Source organism: Stenotrophomonas sp. GSD10 (assembly GCF_056172695.1).
This window is the reverse complement of sequence record NZ_JAOCMC010000002.1, coordinates 3,723,515-3,742,731: the sequence shown is the minus strand read 5'-3', so window position 1 is coordinate 3,742,731 and position 19,217 is coordinate 3,723,515. Positions and strand designations below refer to the sequence as shown.

The window sequence follows — 19,217 nt, the reverse complement described above, 5'->3', positions numbered from 1 at the left end:
GCGGCCGCGGTGTCATCCCGCCGTCGCCTGCGCCCGGTACAAAGGCCGCGTGCGCCGGCAAGCGCGGGCAGGCATCGAACACAGCCCTAAAGGTGCATCGATTCCGGCCGATACAGGTGCGTCTTTCTGCCTGGAGCCTGTCATGTCGGCCGTCGTTCCCCACCTCCGGTCCCTGCGCACGCGTCTTGCCACATGGCGCAGGGTGTTCCCCGGCCTGCTGCGCTGGTTGCAGCCGCACCGGCTCAGCGTGGCCAACAAGCTCAAGGCCACCCTGTGGGTCTGCGGCCTGGGCCTGGTGGCGATCGCCGCCGTCTACGCCTGGACCGGACACACCAGCGCGCAGGCCGCGCGCAACCAGGCCAGCTACCAGCATGGCAGTGATCTGGCTGCCCGCCTAGCCACGCGGGTGGCCGAAGCCCGCCGCCTGCAGACCCAGTATGCGCGGAGTTTCGATGACGCCGACCGCGATCAGCTGCTGGCCACGCAGAAGGCGCTGCAGGCGGATCTGCGGGCATTGCGGGCGATGCCGATGGACGCCGGCCGGCGCAAGGCACTGCAGGCGCTGGCTGAAGCCGTGGACGCCTTCTCGCAGGGTGTGGCTGCACTGTTCGAGCGCGTGGATGAAATGGGACGGGGTGACGCCGGGCTTGCCGCGCAGCTGCAGCAGGCCGCTGATACGTTGCAGACCCAGGTGGATGGGCTGCAGCGACCGGCACTGGCGCTGACGCTGCAGAAGATGCGCCGCCAGGAGGCGCTGCTGCTGCTCGACGGCGATGCGGCCCATGCCGACCGTGCCAGCGAGGAAAAGCTGCCGTTCGACCTGGCGCTGGCCGGACTGCCGGCCGATGTGCAGGACACCCTGCGCAGCGGAATGGAAGGCTACCAGGGCGCGTTGCTGGCCTATACCGCCGCCCGCGTGGGCCTGGATGTGGAGACGCAGTCGCTGCTGGACACCGCCGCCGGCGTTGCTCCCGCGCTGGCCGCATTCCAGCAGGCCCAGGTATTGGCGCTGGCCACCGCACAGTCACGCCAGCAGACGGGCGCGCGCACCATGAGCGTACTGTTCGCGTTGACCCTGCTGCTGGTGGCCGGCGTGCTGATCACCAGCCTGGTGCTGGTGCTGCGCGCGGTACGTCAGCCGATCCAGGACACGCTGCGCTTTGCCAGTGACATCGCCGATGATCGCCTCGACACCACCCTGCGCGTGTACAACGCCAACGATGAGATCGGCCAGCTGGCGCAACGCCTGGTCGACATGCAGCAGCGCCTGCGTGCACGCATCGATACCGAACGTGCGGTGGCCCGAGGCAACACCCGTGTGCGCCAGGCGCTGGACAGCGCGCAGACCGGGCTGATGGTGATCGATGCCGAGGGCCAGGTGGCCTACGCCAACCCGGCGTTGCAGCAGCAGTTGGCGCTGCCGGCTGACGCGCTGGTGGGCCGCGAGGCGGTACGGCTGCACCCGGCACTGGCCAACCTGGTCGGCGTGCGCCAGCGCGAGGAGCGTGAGATCGGCCATGCCGGCGTGCGCTACCAGCTGATCGCCAACGCCATCATCGATGACGGGCACTACCTTGGCGTAGCGGTGGAATGGCGCAGCCGCGCGCTGGAAACCCTGCTGGAAACCGAAGTGGCCGCGCTGGTCGATGCGGCCGCGCAGGGCGATCTGCATGGGCGTATCGAACTGGACGGCAAGCAGGGCTTCGTGCGCACGCTGTCAACCAGCATCAACCGTCTGCTGGCCACCTTTGAAGCCAATCTCGGCGATCTGCAGGCGCTGCTGGCGGCACTGGCCAGCGGCGATCTCAGTGTGCGCATGGGCGGTGATCTGCAGGGCGTGTTCGCGCGCATGCGCGATGATGCCAACGCCACCGTGGCGCAGCTGGGGCGTATCGTCACCCGCATCCAGCAAGCAACGTCGCATCTGGATACCGGCGTGGGCGAGATCGTCGCCGGCCATCACGACCTGTCGCAGCGCACCGAGCAGCAGGCCGCCAATCTGGAAGAGACGGCGGCCTCCATGCACGAGCTGACCGATACGGTGGGCCGCAACGCCGACGCGGCAGGGCGTGCCGATGCGCTGGTACAGGGTGCGGCGGCAGTGGCGCAGCGCGGCGGGCAGGCCGTTGGCCAGGTGGTGGCGACCATGCAGGGCATCAGCGAGGCATCGCGCCGCATCGGCGACATCACCCAGCTGATCGATGGCATCGCCTTCCAGACCAACATCCTTGCGCTCAACGCGGCCGTGGAGGCCGCACGCGCCGGCGAGCAGGGGCGCAGCTTCGCCGTGGTGGCCGCCGAAGTACGGTTGCTGGCCCAGCGCAGTGCCGAGGCCGCCAAGCAGATCAAGGGATTGATCGAGGATTCAGTGGCGCGGGTCGGCCAAGGCAGCCAGCAGGCCGGGCAGGCCGGCACCACCATGGGCGAGATCGTGGGCAGCGTGCAGCAGCTGGCGGACCTGCTGGCCGGTATCCGCAGCGCCTCGCACGAGCAGCATGCCGGCATCGCGCAGGTGAACCAGACCATCGTGCAGATGGAAGCCAGCACTCAACGCAATGCCAGTCTGGTGGAAGAGGCCGGTGCCTCCACCGCACAGATGCAGGCGCAGGTGCAGGCTCTGGCAGAGGCCGTGGGCGCGTTCCGGCTGCGGCCGGCGCAGCCGGCGGCACGCGCAGCGGCCTAGCCTGCGCTGTCCTGTCGGCCAGCAGGGAATCAGCCAAGCGTAGGCTCGGCTCTACATCAGGTGCGGGAAACACTGTAGAGCCGAGCCCATGCTCGGCTCACGCCCATGCACGGCGGCAGGAATCAATACACGTCGCGGCGGTAGCGGCCGTTCTCCAGCAGCGTTTCCACCGCCTCATCACCGAGGGCTTCACGCAACACCTGGTCCACGCCTTCGGCCATGCCCTGCAACGAACCGCAGACGTGGATCACCGCGCCGCGCTGCATCCAGTCGCGCAGGACATCGGAGGCCGCGCGCAGCCGAGTCCTGCACGTAGCCACCGTCACCCTCGCGTGAGAACGCCAGGTCCACCCGCTGCAGATGGCCCTCGGCCTGCCAGGCTTCGATCTCTTCGCCGAACAGGAAGTCGTGGGCACGCTGGCGTTCGCCGAACAGCAGCCAGTGCCCGTGCGCGCCGGCATGCGCAGCTTCGCGCAGCAGGCTGCGCAGGCCGGCGATGCCGGTGCCATTGCCGACCAGCACCATCGGTGCTGCGGCTACGCGATGGAAACCCGGATTGCGGTGCACGCGGGCAACGATGCCAGCGCCCACCGGGGCATGCAGCGACAACCAACCCGAGCCCAGCCCGGCGCGACCGGCCGGGTCGTGCGTCAGCCGCACCACCAGTTCCACTGCGCCATCCTGCGCAGCGGAGGCAATCGAGTATTCGCGACCGGGCAGTACGGGCAGGCCGGCCAACCACAGGCAGGCGTCCTGCACCACCAGCGCGGTATCGGCATCGGGCAGCTCGCGTTCGCTGGCCAGTGCCAGCAGCGTGCGTGGTTGACCCTCCACCAGCAGGGGTTGCAGTGGATCCAGCCCGTGCGCCTTCAGTACCGCGCTGGCATGTCGTGCGCTGTGGCGGGGCGACACATGCAGGATGTCACCGGCCTGCCACTGCACCTGCGCCGGGGCTGCCAGGCGGATGTGCCAGATCGCACCGCCGACGCTGCCGGGATTGAGCCGCTCGCGGCCAAGCAATCGCCAGTCGTGCATCACCGTGGCCGATGGCAGCACGCTGTCATCGGTGGCGATTCCGGTCAGGGTTGCCAGTTGCAGCTGCCATTGGCGCAGGGCCGGTAGCGCAGCGGCATCCACATCAATGCGTTCGAACAGCGGGCGTGCGCCGTTGCCGATCAGCCAGCGGTCGACCTGGCGGCCAAAGCCACAGAAATGCGGATACTGGCGATCACCCAGCGCCAGCAGCCCGAATTCCAGGCCCGACAGGTCCGGGCGTTGTGCAAGCAGCTGTCGCGCGGCGCGTCGTGCCGCATCCGGTGGCTCGCCATCGCCGAAGGTGCTGAGTACCAGCAGCGCGTGCGTGCTGCGCTGTAGTTCGGCCGCATCGACGCGGGCCAGCGGCAGTACCCGCACCGCATGGCCGGCGGCCTGCACCTGCGCCGCTGCGCGCCAGGCCAGCTGCTCGCCCAGCCCGCTCTGGCTGGCGTGCACCACCAGCCACGGCGCAGCGCCGTCATCGGCGGCGGCGACCGGCAGCGACCGGCGCAGGCCGCGCGCCGCGCGCTGGCTGCGGCGGCGATCCAGGTACAGCATCCAGCCGGTGACGAAGAACAGGCTCATGCCCAGGCTGCTGAGCATCACCACCACACGCCCCGGCACACCGAAGTAACTGCCCGAGTGCAATGCGAACACGCTGGTGGCCAGCTGTCCGCCAGCGCCCTGGCGCGCATAGGGGCGCGCATCCAGGACCGCACCGCTGGCCGGGTCCAGCTGCAGCAGATCGTGGGCGCGATCATGGTGGCCATCGCGCTGCGACGGATCGCCGGCCATCACCCGGATGTTCAGAGGCTGGCCTGGCTTCTCCGGCAGGCGCAGGTCGATGAAGCCGGTGCGCACGCCGGGCAACGCATACAGCGTGGCTTCGACGCGCTGCAGGTCCAGCGTCGCATCGGTGGGCACCTTGTGCTTGGCCGCAGGTGCGACGCCGAGCAGGGTGTTGGCGGCGCTGCGGTACCAGTCGAACGACCACCACAGGCCGGTCAGCGCGCTCATCAGGTAGATCAGCAGCACCCAGGTGCCGACCACCGAATGCAGGCTCCACAGGAAGCCACGGCCGCTGCGCTTCCATTCCACCGCCAGCCAGCTGCGCCAGTGCCACCAGCGCCGTGGCCAGCGCAGGTACAGGCCGGACAGGGTGAAGAACAACAGGGCGATTGCGCAGCTGCCGGTGATCCATTTGCCGCGTTCACCGGCGGCGAGGTGGCGGTGCAGGTCTTCGACGAAATCAAAGAAAGCCTGCCCGCGCAGCGCGCTGAAGCGTTCGCCGCTGTAGGGGTCGAAGTACACCCAGTGTTCTTTGCCACCAGCAAAACGCGCCACCGAGGGACGTTGCCCGGTCGCATCCACGCGCAGGCGCTGCAGGGAACGCTCGCTGCCGGCCTGCAGCAGCGGCACCAGTTCGCTGAGTGCAAGCGGGTGCTGGCCGTCGGCATGGTGTTCGGCGATCTCGGCGAAACCGGGGTTGGCCGCGCGCAGCAGTTCGTCCTCGAAGGACAGCGCCGCGCCGCTGAGGCCCATGACGGCCAGGACGGCACCGGCGGTGATGCCCAGCAGCCAGTGCAGTTGGAACAGGACGTTCTTGAACATCGAAGGAGAGGGGCCCGGAAGGCTGCCGCCCGCATCCTGCGCAACAGCAAATGAGAATTAGTCGCGGAATTCTCCCGGGCGCCCTGCCTGCGGTCAAGCAGGGGTATCGGCCGGGCGGCGCCCGGCACCCGCTTCAGGCCAGGGCAACAGCAACAGCGCGCATTCCGTGGGATGGCAGGATGGGGCCGGTGGCGGGGGACGCCGTAAACCCGTCCTTGGGGGCTTGGCCGCGGCATCCATGCCGCGGACACCCCCGCCACCGGACCCACCCCGCCTTCGACAGATCTCCGCGGTCTGTAGATCCACGCCATGCGTGGATGCTCTTCGTTCAACTGTCGGAATACTCGATTTCGATGGAGATCCATCCACGCATGGCGTGGATCTACCGTGTCGACCAAGGTCGACATCTACCAACAGCCATCGGAATCTGTCAGAGGTGGGGCGGTGTCGGAGCGCGGGGTGTCAGCCGCATGGATGCGGCTGCCAAGCTTACAGGGACGTACTTGCAGCGTCCCCGCACTCCGACATCGCCCCGCCATCCCACGGAAAGCCCGCTGTAGCTGTTGCTTCGGCTGTTGCTCTGGCCTGAAGCGGGTGCAGGGTGCAACCCTGCCGAACCCTCACTTCACCCAGCCGTCGATCTCGCCGTGCGCGAACGGTCCCAGCTTCGCCTTCACCATGCGCCCCTGCGCATCGAACAGCACGCTGTAGGGCAACAGGCCCTGGGTATTACCCAGCTGCACACTGGCGTCGCGTGGGCCCGGGGTCTCGATCACGATCGGGTAGTCCACCGGCACCCGCTGCAGGAAGCGGCGCACGTCCTCCTGCGTATCCAGGGCCAGACCCAGCACCTGCACCCCGTCGTCGCCTTGGGCGTGGGCGAAACGGGCCAGTTCAGGCATCTCCTCCACGCACGGCGCGCACCAGCTGGCCCAGACGTTGACCAGCAACGGGCGACCGCTGAAGCGCTGCTGCAGGTCCAATGGCCGGCCATCGAGGTCGGGCAGCGACAGGGCCGGCATCCGGTCTCCGGCCTGCAGTGGGGGTGGTGCAGGCACGGCCGCAGGTGCAGGCGTTGCGGCAACCGGCGCCGCCGGGGTGGGGGCCAGCCGGTGCCCGGCCCACAGGCCCAGGCCGGCGGCCAGCACCGCTGTCCACAGCAGCGCTGGCCGTTGCCACTTCATCGTGCGGTGCGCAGCAGCGCTTCCTCCACCACCGCCTGGGTCAGCAGGGTCGGCAGCACGGTCGGCGGTGCGCCGGGGCCGTACACCACGTACAGCGGCACACCCACCGCCTTGTGCTCTTCCAGGAACGTGGTGATCTGCGGGTCGACGTTGGTGTAGTCACCGCGCATGTACACCGCGTTGGTGCGCTTGAGCAGTTCCTTGAACTCCGGGCGCGACAGCACTGCACGCTCATTGGCCTTGCAGCTGACGCACCAGTCGGCGGTCATGTTGACGAACACCACGCGGTTGTCGGCGCGCAGGCGGTCCAGCAGTTGCGGGGAGTATTCGACCACGTTGTCGCTGGCCGCCTGCGCCGCCCGCGCCGGCGGTTCCAGCTGGGTCACGCTCCATGCCGGCACCAGTGCGCCGATCGCCAGCAGCACGCCCAGCAGGGTCACCGCCCGCGAGCCGGTCCAGCGGTTGCGTTCGAACAGCCACAGGCCGAAGGCGAACAGCAGCAGGCCGCCCAGCACCAGCGCCATGCCGTCCACGCCGCGCTGCTTGCCCAGCACCCACAGCAGCCACAGCGCGGTGGCATACATCGGGAAGGCCAGCACATGCTTGAGCGTTTCCATCCACGGGCCGGGCTTGGGCAGGCGGCGTGCCAATGCGGGCACGAAGCCGACCAGCAGGAACGGCAACGCCAGGCCCAGGCCGAGGAACAGGAACACCGTCATCGCCTTCAGCGGCGGGGCGATGAAAGCGTAGGCAATCGCGCCGCCCATGAACGGGCCAACGCAGGCGCTGCCGACCACACAGGCCAGCGCGCCGGTGAAGAAATCGCCGGCGGGGCCGCTGCGGCTGGCCAGCGACTGGCCCAGGTTGCCGATGCCGCCGCCGAGAGTGAACACGCCGGACAGGCTCAGGCCCACCGCGAACATGATGTAGGCCAGCGTGGCCACCACGCCCGGATGCTGCAGCTGGAAGCCGATACCGACCGCGTTGCCGATCGCGCGCAGGCCAACCATCAACGCGCCGATCACCGCGAACGCGACCAGCACGCCCAGCGTGTACCAGAGCGCGTGGCTGCGTGCGCGCTGCGGGCTTTCGCCGCTCTGCGCTAGGCTCAGCACCTTCAGCGACAGGATCGGCAGCACGCACGGCATCAGGTTCAGCACCAGGCCACCGGCCAGCGCCAGCAGCAGCACCCACACGAACGAGCGGTCCGGATTCGGCGTGCTCGCCGGTGGGCGCGTGCGCAGGGCGTTGTCACCGCGGGCATCGGCGGCGTACTCATTGCCGGTGCTGGCCCCGCAGCGCCGGTGGCAAGCGGAGCGCCGCCATCGGTGTTGGGTACGGTCGGCAGCAGGCGCAGCGGCGCGCCATTGGCACCTTCGCGCGCTGCTCCGGTGGCGGCGGGCAACGGGCTGATCACCTCGGTGCGTGGCGGTGCCTGGTCGGCGCTGGCATTGATCTTTCCCGCCGGGATCGACAGCTTCACCCGCCGCGTCATCGGCGGATAGCAGATGCCATCGGTCTGGCAGCCCTGGAAGGTCACCACCAGGGTGCTGTCGACTGCCCCGGAAACCGTGCGGCGCAGCGGCAGCGGCACTTCCACCTGGTTGAAATACACCGAGACATCGCCGAAGTGCTCATCGCGATGCGACTGTGCGGCCGGCCAGCGCGGCGTGTCGGCCAGCACACCGGCGCTGCCTTCCAGCTTCAGCGAGGTGCGGTCGCGATACAGGTAGTAGCCCGGCGCGGGGCTGAAGCGCAGCAGCACGGTATTGCCATCGCTGGCGATGGCATCGAAGCCGAACGCCTGTTCCGACGGCAGCGGCAGCGCCTGGCCGTTGCTGGCCGTACCCGGCAGGCGCAGGCCGCCGCCGTTGCCGGCACCGGCCAGTGGGTTGTTGAACGGGCTGGCGGCACCGGTACGCGCGCTCGGGGCCGCCGCCGGTGCCGCGCCGCCGGGCAGGGTGACCTGCACCACGCGCTTCTGCGGTGGGTAGCAGACCCCCGCATCGGCGCAGCCCTGGTAGCGCACTTCCAGGCTGATGGTGCCGGCCGCGTCGGTCGGCGCGCCGGGCAGGGTGGCCTGCAGGCGCTCGCGATAGGTTTCAACTTCGCCGAAGAAATCGTCGTGGTGCTTGTCGCCCTTCGGCATCTGCAACGCGCCGGCGTTGAACGCCGGGTCGGCCTTGACGCTGGTGCGGTGGCGATACAGGTAGTAGCCCGGTGCGATCTTGAACTGCAGTTGCACCTGGCCGCGCTCGGGGGCGGTGGCGGTCAGCGCGAACGCCTGGTCCACCGGCAGCAGGTCCTTCTCATCCAGCGCGAACGCCGGCAGCGAGAGCCACAACAGGGCGCACAAGGCAGCGCCACGCGCAAACAGAGTCTTCAATCAGTGTCCTCCCGGGTCTGTGCCCGGATCCAATCCAGATACGCCGGCAGACCGGCCCGGGTTTCGACCGCGATGCACTCCGGGAGTTCATACGGATGCAGTTCGACGATCCGGGCGATTGCGTCATCGACGCGGCTCGCGGTGGTCTTTACCAGCAGCTGCAGCTCGGGGTCGGTAGTGACCTCGCCCTGCCAGCGGTAGGTCGACTGCGCCCCCTCCAGCCGGGTCACGCATGCGGCCAGGCGCTCGCCGACCAGCGCGTGCGCGATGCGCTCGGCACTGGCCCGGTCCGGGCAGGTGGTCAACAGCAGCAGGACGGGATCGACGGTCGACATGACCGTCGAGTATAGGGCCCCTGTCCGGCCGGGTCAGGACCGGACAGGGGCGACTGCAACTTCTTGGAGGCGGACTCAGTTGGCCAGCTGGCAGGTGGCCGGCTTGGCCGAGGTGAACAGCGCCGGGGTCGCCCACTCGGGGTGGTCGATGAACGGGTTGCGGTTGCCCTGGAAGCTGTAGACCACATCGTTGCGGGCGCGCTCGGCATCATCCGGCGGGTCGGACAGGTGCCAGTCGATCAGCGTCGACAGCAGGCCCATGTAGGCCGGCGAGCTGCTGGTCTTGACGATCTTGCTGCGGTCGTCGGTCAGCTCCAGGTCCGGCTCGGACTGGCCGGTGGCCGCATCCTTGCCGCCCTCATAGCGGATCGCCATGTACATCACCGCACGCGCCATGTCGCCCTTGCGCTTGCCCCACACCTCGAAGGTGCCGGTGTTGCCGTCCGGCGTGCGCACCCAGTTGGAATTGCCCGGGTAACCGCCGCTGCCGCCGCCCTGGCCGTTGTTGGCCTCGGTGGCGCGCTCGCCGCAGCCGGCGTCGCACTTGGCGAACGGCTTGTTGCCACGGTCGGCGTTCCACTGTGCATCGGTCAGGTACAGCATGTGGGTGTCGGTATACGGCGCGTACGGCAGGCCCTTGTCACCGGTGGTGCTGGCAAAGCCCAGCGAGTTCGGCCAGGTGTGTTCGCGGTTGTACTTCAGGCCACTGCCGCTGCCGGCGCGATCGGTCACCTTGGCGTAGCTGCGGTTGCGGTACGCATCGAGGATCCGGCCGCTGTTGTTCGGGTCCTCGTCGGCGATCTCCAGGATGGTCCAGGTGCTGGTGCCCGAACCGCTGTACGGGTAGGCGGTGTGGCCCTTGATGGTGGCGTGCAGCGAGCAGCGCAGCTGGCTCGGGCTGGAGGTGTTCACCTTCGAGTAGTAGCCGGCCGGCACGCCCGGATTGCCCGGGTCGGGGTTGCCGCCGGTGCTGGCCACGGTGAACGCGATGCGGCTGTCGGCCGCCGGGTGCGCGCCCTGCAGGTCGGTGATGCGCGCGGCGCGGATGTCGAAGCGGCAGGCTTCACCGGCCACCAGCGCGGTATTCGTGGACAGCTTCACGCTGCGGCCGCTGGCCGGGAAGGTCAGCGGCACGCTGCCGGAGGTGCCGCAGCTCAGCGCGAAGGCGCCACTGGCCAGGTTCACCGTCTCGCTGAACACCACTTCCAGATCGGCCGCGGCCGGGAAGGTGCTGCTGCCCTGTGCCGGGGTGGTGGTGGACACCGACGGCGGCGTGTTCGGGCCCGGCGTGCCGCCACCACTGAAGGTCTGGCCGTTGTTGCAGCTGCCAAACGTCTGTCTGGCCGATTCGGCCCAGGTGAAGTGCGCGTACTGGCTGCCGCTGCCGGTCAGCTGCAGCGAGGTGCCCGGCGCGGTGCTGTTGGTCTCGGCCACCGGAATGTTCTGGCTGGTCATGCCGGCGGCAGGGCCACCGGAGGCGGTGATGGCGCCCTCGTAGCTGAGGAACTGGACCACCTTGCCGCTGGCATCGACCAGGGCGATGCCGTCGTTCGGGCCGTTCTGCAGGCCGTTGGTCGGGTAGCTGACCACAGCGATGCTGGCGCTGCCGCAGCCGGCGGCGCTGCCGGCCGGGACCGGGTTGTTGGCGTAGACCGTGGCGGCCGACGGATTGCTGCCGTTGTACAGGTACAGGCGGTAGCCGGACAGATCCTCACCGGCGGTGGCCACCACCTCGATCGCTTCGCCGACGTCACCGGCGGCGGTGCTGTCGTCGTAGTGCAGTTCGTTGATGAAGACCTCGGCCTGGGCCGGCGCGGCGGCCAGCGCCAGCAGGCAGGCGGCGGCAAGCGGGGACAGCAATCGCATCGACAACTCCTTGTGATTGGGAATGCGCGGCCGAGCCTAAGGCCGATCCGGTGACACTTTGTCGTAAATGAACGTCAGATATCTGACAGTGCGACGCTGATCACCAAAAGTCGAGGGTGTCGGCGCGCGATTCGACGCGTTTCACCGGGCTGAACGTCTTCATGCAGGGCCGCACCGTGCAAGCCTGGCCGCGAAGATTTTTTCCGGGGCCGCCCTTGAAAGGTCCGGGGCCAGCTCCATCTCTGTCCTGCTCCCGATTCATCGGGCTTTTTCGCGAGCAATGCTGGCAGTCACCTGGGGTGAGTGCTAACATCGCCAGACTTTTTCAGACCAATCAATAACTTAAGAGGTCTCTCATGAGCATCAAGCCGCTGCACGACCGCGTTGTGGTCAAGCCGATCGAAGCCGACGAAATCTCCGCCGGTGGCATCGTCATTCCGGATTCGGCCAAGGAAAAGTCCACCAAGGGTGAAGTCGTGGCCGTCGGCCCGGGCAAGCCGCTGGACAACGGCAGCGTGCGCGCGCCGTCGCTGAAGGTCGGCGACAAGGTCATCTACGGCCAGTACGCCGGCAGCTCGTACAAGAGCGAAGGCGTCGAGTACAAGGTCCTGCGCGAAGACGACGTGCTCGCCATCATCGGCTGAGCCTCGGCGCGACCTGCTTTTCAGTAAGACATCCCTTTTCGTCGCCGGGCCCGGCCCGGCGCAAACATCGAGGTAATCGCAATGGCTGCCAAGGATATTCGTTTCGGTGAAGACGCCCGTTCGCGCATGGTGCGCGGCGTCAACGTTCTCGCCAATGCCGTCAAGGCCACCCTGGGCCCGAAGGGCCGCAACGTCGTGCTGGAAAAGAGCTTCGGCGCCCCGACCATCACCAAGGACGGCGTCTCCGTCGCCAAGGAAATCGAACTGGCTGACAAGTTCGAGAACATGGGCGCGCAGATGGTGAAGGAAGTGGCTTCCCGCACCAACGACGACGCCGGCGACGGCACCACCACCGCCACCGTGCTGGCCCAGGCCCTGATCCGCGAAGGCGCCAAGGCCGTGGCCGCCGGCATGAACCCGATGGACCTCAAGCGCGGTATCGACAAGGCCGTCGTGGCCGCCGTCACCGAGCTGAAGAACATCTCCAAGCCGACTGCCGACGACAAGGCGATCGCCCAGGTCGGCACCATCTCGGCCAACTCGGACGAGTCGATCGGCCAGATCATCGCTGACGCGATGAAGGAAGTCGGCAAGGAAGGCGTGATCACCGTTGAAGAAGGCTCGGGCCTGGACAACGAGCTGGACGTGGTCAAGGGCATGCAGTTCGACCGCGGCTACCTGTCCCCGTACTTCATCAACAACCAGCAGTCGCAGACCGCTGACCTGGATGACCCGTTCATCCTGCTGCACGACAAGAAGATCTCCAACGTCCGTGACCTGCTGCCGGTGCTGGAAGGCGTCGCCAAGGCCGGCAAGCCGCTGCTGATCGTGGCCGAAGAAGTCGAAGGCGAAGCGCTGGCCACCCTGGTGGTCAACACCATCCGTGGCATCGTCAAGGTCGTGGCCGTCAAGGCTCCGGGCTTCGGCGACCGTCGCAAGGCGATGCTGGAAGACATGGCCGTGCTGACCGGCGGCACCGTGATCTCCGAAGAAGTGGGCCTGTCGCTGGAAAAGGCCACCATCAAGGACCTGGGCCGCGCCAAGAAGGTGCAGGTTTCCAAGGAAAACACCACCATCATCGATGGCGTGGGTGACAAGGCTGCCGTCGACGCACGCGTCGGCCAGATCAAGACCCAGATCCAGGACACCTCCTCCGACTACGATCGCGAGAAGCTGCAGGAACGCGTGGCCAAGCTGGCCGGCGGCGTTGCCGTGATCAAGGTCGGCGCCTCGACCGAAATCGAAATGAAGGAAAAGAAGGATCGCGTCGACGACGCCCTGCACGCCACCCGTGCAGCTGTTGAAGAAGGCGTGGTCCCGGGCGGCGGCGTGGCCCTGGTCCGTGCGGTCACCGCGCTGGCCGGCCTGAAGGGTGCCAACGAAGACCAGAACCACGGCATCCAGATCGCCCTGCGCGCGATGGAAGCCCCGCTGCGCGAAATCGTCGCCAACGCCGGCGAAGAGCCGTCGGTCATCATCAACAAGGTCAAGGAAGGCACCGGCAGCTTCGGCTACAATGCCGCCACCGGCGAGTTCGGCGACATGCTGCAGTTCGGCATCCTGGACCCGACCAAGGTGACCCGTTCGGCGCTGCAGAACGCGGCCTCGATCGCGGGCCTGATGATCACCACCGAAGCCATGGTTGCCGAAGCTCCGAAGAAGGACGAGCCGGCCATGGGTGGCGCCGGTGGCATGGGCGGCATGGGTGGCATGGGCGGCATGGACTTCTAAGTCCCCGCGTTACCGATGCACCAAGAACCCCGCCGCAAGGCGGGGTTTTTTGTGGGCGCGCTGGGCGATGCGATCAGCGCACGAACGGCTTGTTCGCCCCGTATTCCCATTCCCACGGCACGCCGGTTTCACCCAGCACGAAGCGCACCAACGCCGGGAATGCTGCTTCGGCGCGTACATCGTTGCCCAGGATCACCACGCAGCGCTGGCCCTGTTCGATGCACACCAGCGTATTGCCCACCGCATCATCATGGCCGCCCTTGTAGAAGCCGGCCCCCTGCGGGCCCTGGAACGTCACCACGCCAAGCCCCGCCGCCAGGTTGCGGTGCCGTTGTGCAGGCGGCAGCTCCGGCTGCAGGGTGGGGAACTGGCTGGCGGTGGTGATCGGCAGCTGCGGCCGCACCAGCTCCCGGCGCATCGATGCGGACAGACCGTCGCCACGCACGTAGCCGGCGGCGAAGCGGGCCATGTCGGCGATGGTGGTATCCATCGACCCGGCCGCACGTACGCGGCTGCGCTCATCGTGCGGTTCGGCCGCACCTTCTGCCGTCCAGCCATCGGCCAGGTTGGCGGCGAAATCCTCACGCCACATCATGCTGGTGCGGGTCATGCCGAAGCGGTCGAACACCTGCCGCTGCATCAATGCGCCGACGTCCTGGCCCAGCCGCCCACGCTCGATCACGAACTGCAACAGGATCAGCCCTTCGCCGGAATAGCCGTAGCGGCTACCCGGATCGAAGTGGAACTTCAGCCGGCCGTCCGGTTCGAGGAACCCGAAGTTGGCAAAGCCACTGGCGTGGTTGAGCAGCAGGCGCGGGGTGAGCTGGCGCCAGCGCGCATCATCGGCCAACACGCGGTAGTCGGCATACTTTTTCGGCTCGGGTGCGTAGTCCGGCAGGGGCTTGTCCAGCGCGTTGGCAATGCTGGCATCCAGCTCGATCTTCCGGTCCTGCGCCAGCTGTGCGACCAGGTGGCCGAACGCCATCTTGGTCAGCGATGCGGCGTACATCACCGTGTCGGTGCGCAGCGGCTCGCCTGCGGCATTGCGCTCGCCATAGGCGGCCACGTGCACCACCTTGCCGCCATCGATCACCGCCAGCGCCATGCCGCGCGCATGGGCAGCCTGCATCAGCCGCCGGGCTTCGGTGTCGATGCGGGCCGGCGTGGGTACCGGGGGCGGTGCAGCCAGCACGGCCAGCGGGAACAGCGTCAGCAACAACAGGGCAGCACGGCGCATGCGTGGACCTCCTGGCGGGACGTGGCGCGATGCTACGCCAGCCGGTCGCCGGCGTCATGGCCCGGCCTCAGCTGTCGGACGGGCGGCGCAGGCAGATCCGCGCCGCGCCGGTGCTGATGTCGACCTGGCCGCCGCGCATGGCATCGGCGCCGAGGATCAGCGCGGGGCGCTTATCCAGTCCGATGGCCTTGAACACCGGCAGCTCGCTGATCCTGACCTCCATGGCCGGGTGCTGCCAACCGGCGCTGTGCATGCCGGGCAGGGTATACAGCCAGGTCGGGTGCGGCTTCCCGCCCAGGCCTTCGGTGCCATTGCGGCGCACGCGCACGCGCGGATCGCTGCCATCGGTGCGCAATCCCAGGGCGCGCGCGGCGGCATCGTTGAGTACGGTCTGCGCGGCGCCGGTATCGACCACGGCCACGGCAGCGATGTTCGTTCCGCCGAAGGCAAGGGTGATGAATCCGAAATCGCGCAGGCCCTCGGCGCGGTCCGGCATTGCATTGGACTGGCAGCTGTCATCGTCGAAGGGGAGGGTGCCGGTTCTCGACAACGACAGCTCACCTCGAACGAAGTCCCACCGGGTGTCCCTGCGTGCGGTCAGGTCATTGCCGACCAGGCCGTCGATGGCGGGGTCGTCGCCCTCGGTCAGCGACGCCAGATCGGCCTGCAGCGCGCTGGCCTGCAGCAGCCAGCTACCCAGCTGCCACGTGGTGGTGCGCATGCGCCGCAGCTGCGCGCCCGAGGTACTGGCGCCCTGCGCGATCGAGACTTCGGCCTTGCCATCGACGAGGCCATATCGGCGTGCCACACGACCATCGACCAGTGTCGCGCCTGCGGCGCTGTCGACCACGAAGCGCAGCGGTTCGGCCCGGCCATCCAGCGAGAGCGCCACGGTCGGGTGCCCGCCCTGCATCCACATCGGCAGTACATGTTCGGGGGTGTCGGCGGCCAGCGTGGGGAAGGCGGCGGCAAGCAGGGGCAGCAGGGTGAGGCGCACGGGAAGTCTCCGGGGTTGAATGGGGAGGCCCATTGGCGCGCATCGGCGTATCGCCGGAATATCGGCGTTGATACCGTCCTGATACACACCTGCACGATACTGACCGCATGAACACTCCCGCCCGGGTCATCGTTGTCGATGACGATGCCAGCATCCGTGATGCCATTGCCGACTGCCTGCTGCTGCACGGCTACCAGGTGCGCGTGGCCGCCGATGCCGCAGCGCTGGATGTGCTGCTGCAGAGCGAGCGCCCGGACGCGATCATCCTGGACTGGATGATGCCCGGCGAGGATGGCCTGTCGGTATGCCGCCGGCTGCAGGCGCGCGCCATTCCGATCCTGATGCTGTCGGCAATGGGCACCGCGCCGGACCGGGTGATCGGCCTGGAGATGGGGGCCGATGACTATCTGGGCAAACCCTTCGATCCGCGCGAACTGCTGGCGCGGGTGCGCGCACTGCTGCGCCGGCAGGACAAACTGCGCACCCAGGTAGCCAGCGAGCTGCGTTTCTGCGGCTGGCGATTGTTTCCCGAACAGCGCCGCCTGCTTGCCCCCGATGGCGGCGAGCTGGCGCTCAGCCGTGGCGAATTCGCCTTGTTGCTGGCGCTCGCCGAGCGTGCCGGGCGGGTGCTGGGGCGCGAGCAGCTGCTGTCGTTGACCCGTGGCGAGGACAGCGAGAGCGTCGACCGTGCCATCGACCTGGCGATCAGCCGCCTGCGCCGCAAGCTGGGCCAGGCAGCACCCGGCGCCGAGGCACTGGTGCAGACCCTGCGCGGCGAAGGCTACCGCTTCGACGCCGAGGTACAGGTGCTGTGAGGGCGCGCTGGTCCACCGCGCGCTGGATCGCGATGCTGGCCCTGGCCAGCCTGCTGCTGGCGACCCTGGTCAGCGTGGCGGTAGTGGGCTGGATGCCGCGACCGGCGCCGCCGCCGATGCGGCTGGACCAGGCCATGCAGGTGCTGCGTGGTGAACGCTCTGCCGCGGCGCTGGGCCTGCACCTGGAAACCCGCGTGTCTGCACCCGAGGGCATCAGCAATGACTGGCTCACCCATCTGGTGGCCGCGCAGCTGGGGCAGCCGCTGGAGCAGGTGAAGCTGGTCTGGAGCAGCCGCGGCAAGGCGCCGGAGGTGCAGGTCATCGAAGGCGGCGCTGTGCTCGACGCCAAGGCGCGTGCGGATGCGTTGCAGGCACAGGTCGCGGTGCTGACCGCCATGCAGTGGACGCCGTTCGAACTGGCCGTGCGCCGGGCCGATGGTCGATGGCAGGTGGTGGGCAGCGACCACAGCGATCTGGCGGCGTGGCGCCGGCAGGTCGTGCTGGCGCTGGTGGCGGGAACCGTACTGCTGGCACCGCTGGCCGCCTGGGCAGCGATCCGCCTCGGCCGACCCCTGCGGCGGCTGGCCGAGGCCAGCGCCAACGTGGACCTGCAGGCCACTACACCGCTTCCGGACGATGGCCCGCGCGAGGTGCAGGTACTGGCCCGCGCGATCAGTGCCGGGCGCGAGCGGTTGCACGAACAGGCGCAGGAGATGACCCGCATGCTCGCTGCCGTCGCGCATGATCTGCGCACACCGTTGACCGGCCTGCGCCTGCGTGCGGAGTTCGCGCCACCGCAACAGGCGGCGCGGATGGTGGCCGACATCGAGCGCATGGACACGATGATCGAGCAGGTGCTCGACTATGCACGTGGTGAGCTGCAGCCCTTGCAGATGCGCCCACTGGACCTGGCCGCGCTGCTGGAGGAATGCGTGCAGAGCGCGCTGCTACGCGGCGTCGAAATCTCCCTCGATGGGCCGGATGCGCTGCCGTGGCAGGGCGACGCGCTGTTGCTGCGGCGGGCGATCGACAATCTCATCGACAACGCCGATCGCTACGCGGGCGTGGTAGAGCTGCGGGCAGCTGTGTCCGGCAAGAGGGTGCAGCTGGACGTGATGGATCGCGGCCCCGGCATCGACGAGGCCGACCGTGCGCGCCTGCTGCAGCCATTCCAGCGCAGCGAGAGCTCGCGCAGCCGCGCCACCGGTGGCACCGGGCTGGGCTTGGCAGTCGCCGCCAACGCCGCGCGGCGGCATGGCGGCGAGCTGCTGCTGTTGCCCCGCGAAGGTGGCGGGCTGATCGCCCGGCTGCTGCTGGTCACGCATTCCTGACCTCAACGCCTGATCGACCTGAGCGTACTTTTCATATTATGATTAGGCGCCTAATCATAATGATGCGACCGATGATCGAAGCCAAGCACCATGCCCTGCTGGAGGAAGCACAGCGACGTGGTCACGCCAATGTCGCCCAGCTGCGTCTGTGCTTCCAGCTGCTGTCGCTGTCCTCGGCGATCGATCGCGACTGCGCCAGCCGGCTCGCGCCGCACGGGCTCAGTGAAGGCCGCTTCATCGTGCTGTTCCTGCTGCACGGTGCCGGTGGCACGCTGCCGCCGCATGAACTGGCCGAGCGCGCCGGCGTCACCCGCGCCACCATCAGCGGCCTGCTCGATGGCCTGCAGCGCGAAGGGTTGCTGCAACGTCGCAGCGATGCCGAAGATGGCCGTCGCCTGCAGATCGTGCTGACTGCCCAAGGCAAGCGCCTGGCCGAACGCCTGTTCGAACAGCACAGCGACTGGATCGGCGGCCTGTTCGACAAGCTGGATGCGGGTGAACAGCAGCAGCTGTCGCAGCTGCTGTACAAGGTCTGGCAGCACACCGATGCGGGTCGGGAGCCGGCAGCATGAGCGCCGCGATCCCGGCAGAGCGCCTTCGTGCCCTCAACACCGGCAGCACCGCCGCCACTCATCTGGCCGAATGCCTGGCAGTGGACTTCGGCGCACTGTTGCCTGCGGTGGTGCCCGCGCTGCAAGCGGCCGCCGTGCAACGCATGCGTGACGCAGCAGGCAAAGGCATCACCGTGCGCATGGCGTTGGCCGCGACGCTGCTGCGCGAAGCCGGGCAGGGTGATCCGCTGCACTGGCGGGCGCACATGTCCGATACCGTGCGCGGCTGGTCCTGTTACCTGATTGGCGGCGACAGCTCTGCATCCCTTGCGGCGAAGCTGCAGGCGATGCGCCCACTCGCCGATGACCCGCATTTCGGCGTGCGCGAATGGGCGTGGCTGGCACTGCGCATGGACATCGTGGCGGCACCGCTGCAGGCGCTTGAGCTGCTGCTGCCGTGGACAGATGAAGCATCGCCCTACCTGCGTCGCTTCGCCTGTGAAGCCCTGCGTCCGCGCGGGGTGTGGGCCACGCATATCGCGCTGTTCAAGCAGCATCCAGAACATGCACTGCCGATGCTTGAAGCCCTGGCCAACGACCCCGAGCGCTACGTACAGGATTCGGTCGGCAACTGGCTCAACGATGCCGGCAAGACCCAGCCGCGCTGGCTGCGCGACCTGTGCGCGCGCTGGCAAGGCGAACACCACAGCAGCGCCAACGCCTACATCCGCAAGCGCGCACTACGTTCGCTGCGGCAATAACGGCCACTGGCCGGCAACCCCCGTTGCGGTAGTGCCGGCCGCTGGCCGGC

General features: G+C 68.3%; 12 protein-coding genes and 2 pseudogenes. 7 read left to right on the top strand and 7 right to left on the bottom strand.

Annotation, left to right across the window (positions count from 1 at the left end):
• Positions 1-142 precede the first annotated feature (142 nt).
• Entirely contained in the window at positions 143-2,683 is a 2,541-nt protein-coding gene (locus tag N4G47_RS17465; RefSeq protein ID WP_475289096.1) for a methyl-accepting chemotaxis protein, read from the top strand.
• A 122-nt stretch (positions 2,684-2,805) separates the two neighbouring features.
• Here the strand turns inward: N4G47_RS17465 and N4G47_RS17460 are convergent.
• The 5 genes and pseudogenes from N4G47_RS17460 to N4G47_RS17440 form a co-directional block, all read right to left on the bottom strand.
• Positions 2,806-5,329, bottom strand: a pseudogene (locus tag N4G47_RS17460) (PepSY domain-containing protein).
• 620 nt (positions 5,330-5,949) lie between these two features.
• The gene (locus N4G47_RS17455) at positions 5,950-6,513 is read right to left on the bottom strand and encodes a TlpA family protein disulfide reductase (RefSeq protein WP_475289094.1); all 564 of its coding nucleotides are present in this window, start codon (positions 6,511-6,513) and stop codon (positions 5,950-5,952) included.
• Positions 6,510-8,899 (bottom strand): annotated as a pseudogene (locus N4G47_RS17450) (protein-disulfide reductase DsbD family protein). The gene N4G47_RS17455 and the pseudogene N4G47_RS17450 overlap by 4 nt, the downstream one beginning before the upstream one ends.
• The gene (gene cutA / locus N4G47_RS17445) at positions 8,896-9,234 is read right to left on the bottom strand and encodes a divalent-cation tolerance protein CutA (protein WP_475289092.1); all 339 of its coding nucleotides are present in this window, start codon (positions 9,232-9,234) and stop codon (positions 8,896-8,898) included. Before cutA ends, N4G47_RS17450 begins: the two are co-directional and overlap by 4 nt.
• A gap of 75 nt (positions 9,235-9,309) precedes the next feature.
• On the bottom strand, positions 9,310-11,100 hold the full coding sequence (locus N4G47_RS17440; protein ID WP_475289090.1) for an endonuclease: 1,791 nt from the start codon (positions 11,098-11,100) through the stop codon (positions 9,310-9,312).
• A 356-nt stretch (positions 11,101-11,456) separates the two neighbouring features.
• Here N4G47_RS17440 and N4G47_RS17435 point away from each other — a divergent pair, with 356 nt between their 5' ends.
• Together N4G47_RS17435 and groL are read left to right on the top strand one after the other, a co-directional pair.
• Positions 11,457-11,744: a co-chaperone GroES gene (locus tag N4G47_RS17435; RefSeq protein ID WP_049427125.1), complete on the top strand. Its 288-nt coding sequence runs from the start codon at positions 11,457-11,459 to the stop codon at positions 11,742-11,744.
• 81 nt (positions 11,745-11,825) lie between these two features.
• Positions 11,826-13,475 carry a chaperonin GroEL gene (gene groL / locus N4G47_RS17430; RefSeq protein WP_100443702.1) on the top strand — a complete coding sequence of 550 codons (1,650 nt, stop codon included), beginning with the start codon at positions 11,826-11,828 and terminating at the stop codon, positions 13,473-13,475.
• A gap of 73 nt (positions 13,476-13,548) precedes the next feature.
• On the opposite strand, the gene N4G47_RS17425 is transcribed toward groL, so the two are convergent.
• Complete coding sequence (locus N4G47_RS17425) at positions 13,549-14,712, bottom strand: serine hydrolase domain-containing protein (protein WP_475289086.1); 1,164 nt, start codon at positions 14,710-14,712, stop codon at positions 13,549-13,551.
• A 67-nt stretch (positions 14,713-14,779) separates the two neighbouring features.
• Positions 14,780-15,742, bottom strand: coding sequence for an aspartyl protease family protein (locus tag N4G47_RS17420; protein WP_475289084.1), 963 nt, complete (start codon positions 15,740-15,742; stop codon positions 14,780-14,782).
• 74 nt (positions 15,743-15,816) lie between these two features.
• Here N4G47_RS17420 and N4G47_RS17415 point away from each other — a divergent pair, with 74 nt between their 5' ends.
• From N4G47_RS17415 to N4G47_RS17400, 4 genes are all read left to right on the top strand, one after another.
• Positions 15,817-16,524, top strand: a complete 708-nt coding sequence (locus tag N4G47_RS17415) for a response regulator transcription factor (RefSeq protein ID WP_475289082.1) — start codon at positions 15,817-15,819, stop codon at positions 16,522-16,524.
• A gap of 32 nt (positions 16,525-16,556) precedes the next feature.
• The gene (locus tag N4G47_RS17410) at positions 16,557-17,855 is read left to right on the top strand and encodes a sensor histidine kinase (RefSeq protein ID WP_475289970.1); all 1,299 of its coding nucleotides are present in this window, start codon (positions 16,557-16,559) and stop codon (positions 17,853-17,855) included.
• A 71-nt stretch (positions 17,856-17,926) separates the two neighbouring features.
• A complete protein-coding gene (locus N4G47_RS17405) occupies positions 17,927-18,427 on the top strand; it encodes a MarR family winged helix-turn-helix transcriptional regulator (protein ID WP_475289080.1) in 501 nt (166 codons plus the stop codon).
• Entirely contained in the window at positions 18,424-19,167 is a 744-nt protein-coding gene (locus N4G47_RS17400) for a DNA alkylation repair protein (protein ID WP_475289077.1), read from the top strand. The genes N4G47_RS17405 and N4G47_RS17400 overlap by 4 nt, the downstream gene beginning before the upstream one ends.
• The last annotated feature ends 50 nt before the right edge of the window (positions 19,168-19,217 follow it).

What these genes read in the sequence shown, in the direction of transcription:
- N4G47_RS17465 (WP_475289096.1), top strand. Translation starts at nt 143, where the DNA reads ATGTCGGCCGTCGTTCCCCACCTCCGGTCCCTGCGCACGCGTCTTGCC.
- N4G47_RS17455 (WP_475289094.1), bottom strand. Translation starts at nt 6,513, where the DNA reads ATGAAGTGGCAACGGCCAGCGCTGCTGTGGACAGCGGTGCTGGCCGCC.
- cutA (WP_475289092.1), bottom strand. Translation starts at nt 9,234, where the DNA reads ATGTCGACCGTCGATCCCGTCCTGCTGCTGTTGACCACCTGCCCGGAC.
- N4G47_RS17440 (WP_475289090.1), bottom strand. Translation starts at nt 11,100, where the DNA reads ATGCGATTGCTGTCCCCGCTTGCCGCCGCCTGCCTGCTGGCGCTGGCC.
- N4G47_RS17435 (WP_049427125.1), top strand. Translation starts at nt 11,457, where the DNA reads ATGAGCATCAAGCCGCTGCACGACCGCGTTGTGGTCAAGCCGATCGAA.
- groL (WP_100443702.1), top strand. Translation starts at nt 11,826, where the DNA reads ATGGCTGCCAAGGATATTCGTTTCGGTGAAGACGCCCGTTCGCGCATG.
- N4G47_RS17425 (WP_475289086.1), bottom strand. Translation starts at nt 14,712, where the DNA reads ATGCGCCGTGCTGCCCTGTTGTTGCTGACGCTGTTCCCGCTGGCCGTG.
- N4G47_RS17420 (WP_475289084.1), bottom strand. Translation starts at nt 15,742, where the DNA reads ATGGGCCTCCCCATTCAACCCCGGAGACTTCCCGTGCGCCTCACCCTG.
- N4G47_RS17415 (WP_475289082.1), top strand. Translation starts at nt 15,817, where the DNA reads ATGAACACTCCCGCCCGGGTCATCGTTGTCGATGACGATGCCAGCATC.
- N4G47_RS17410 (WP_475289970.1), top strand. Translation starts at nt 16,557, where the DNA reads ATGCTGGCCCTGGCCAGCCTGCTGCTGGCGACCCTGGTCAGCGTGGCG.
- N4G47_RS17405 (WP_475289080.1), top strand. Translation starts at nt 17,927, where the DNA reads ATGATCGAAGCCAAGCACCATGCCCTGCTGGAGGAAGCACAGCGACGT.
- N4G47_RS17400 (WP_475289077.1), top strand. Translation starts at nt 18,424, where the DNA reads ATGAGCGCCGCGATCCCGGCAGAGCGCCTTCGTGCCCTCAACACCGGC.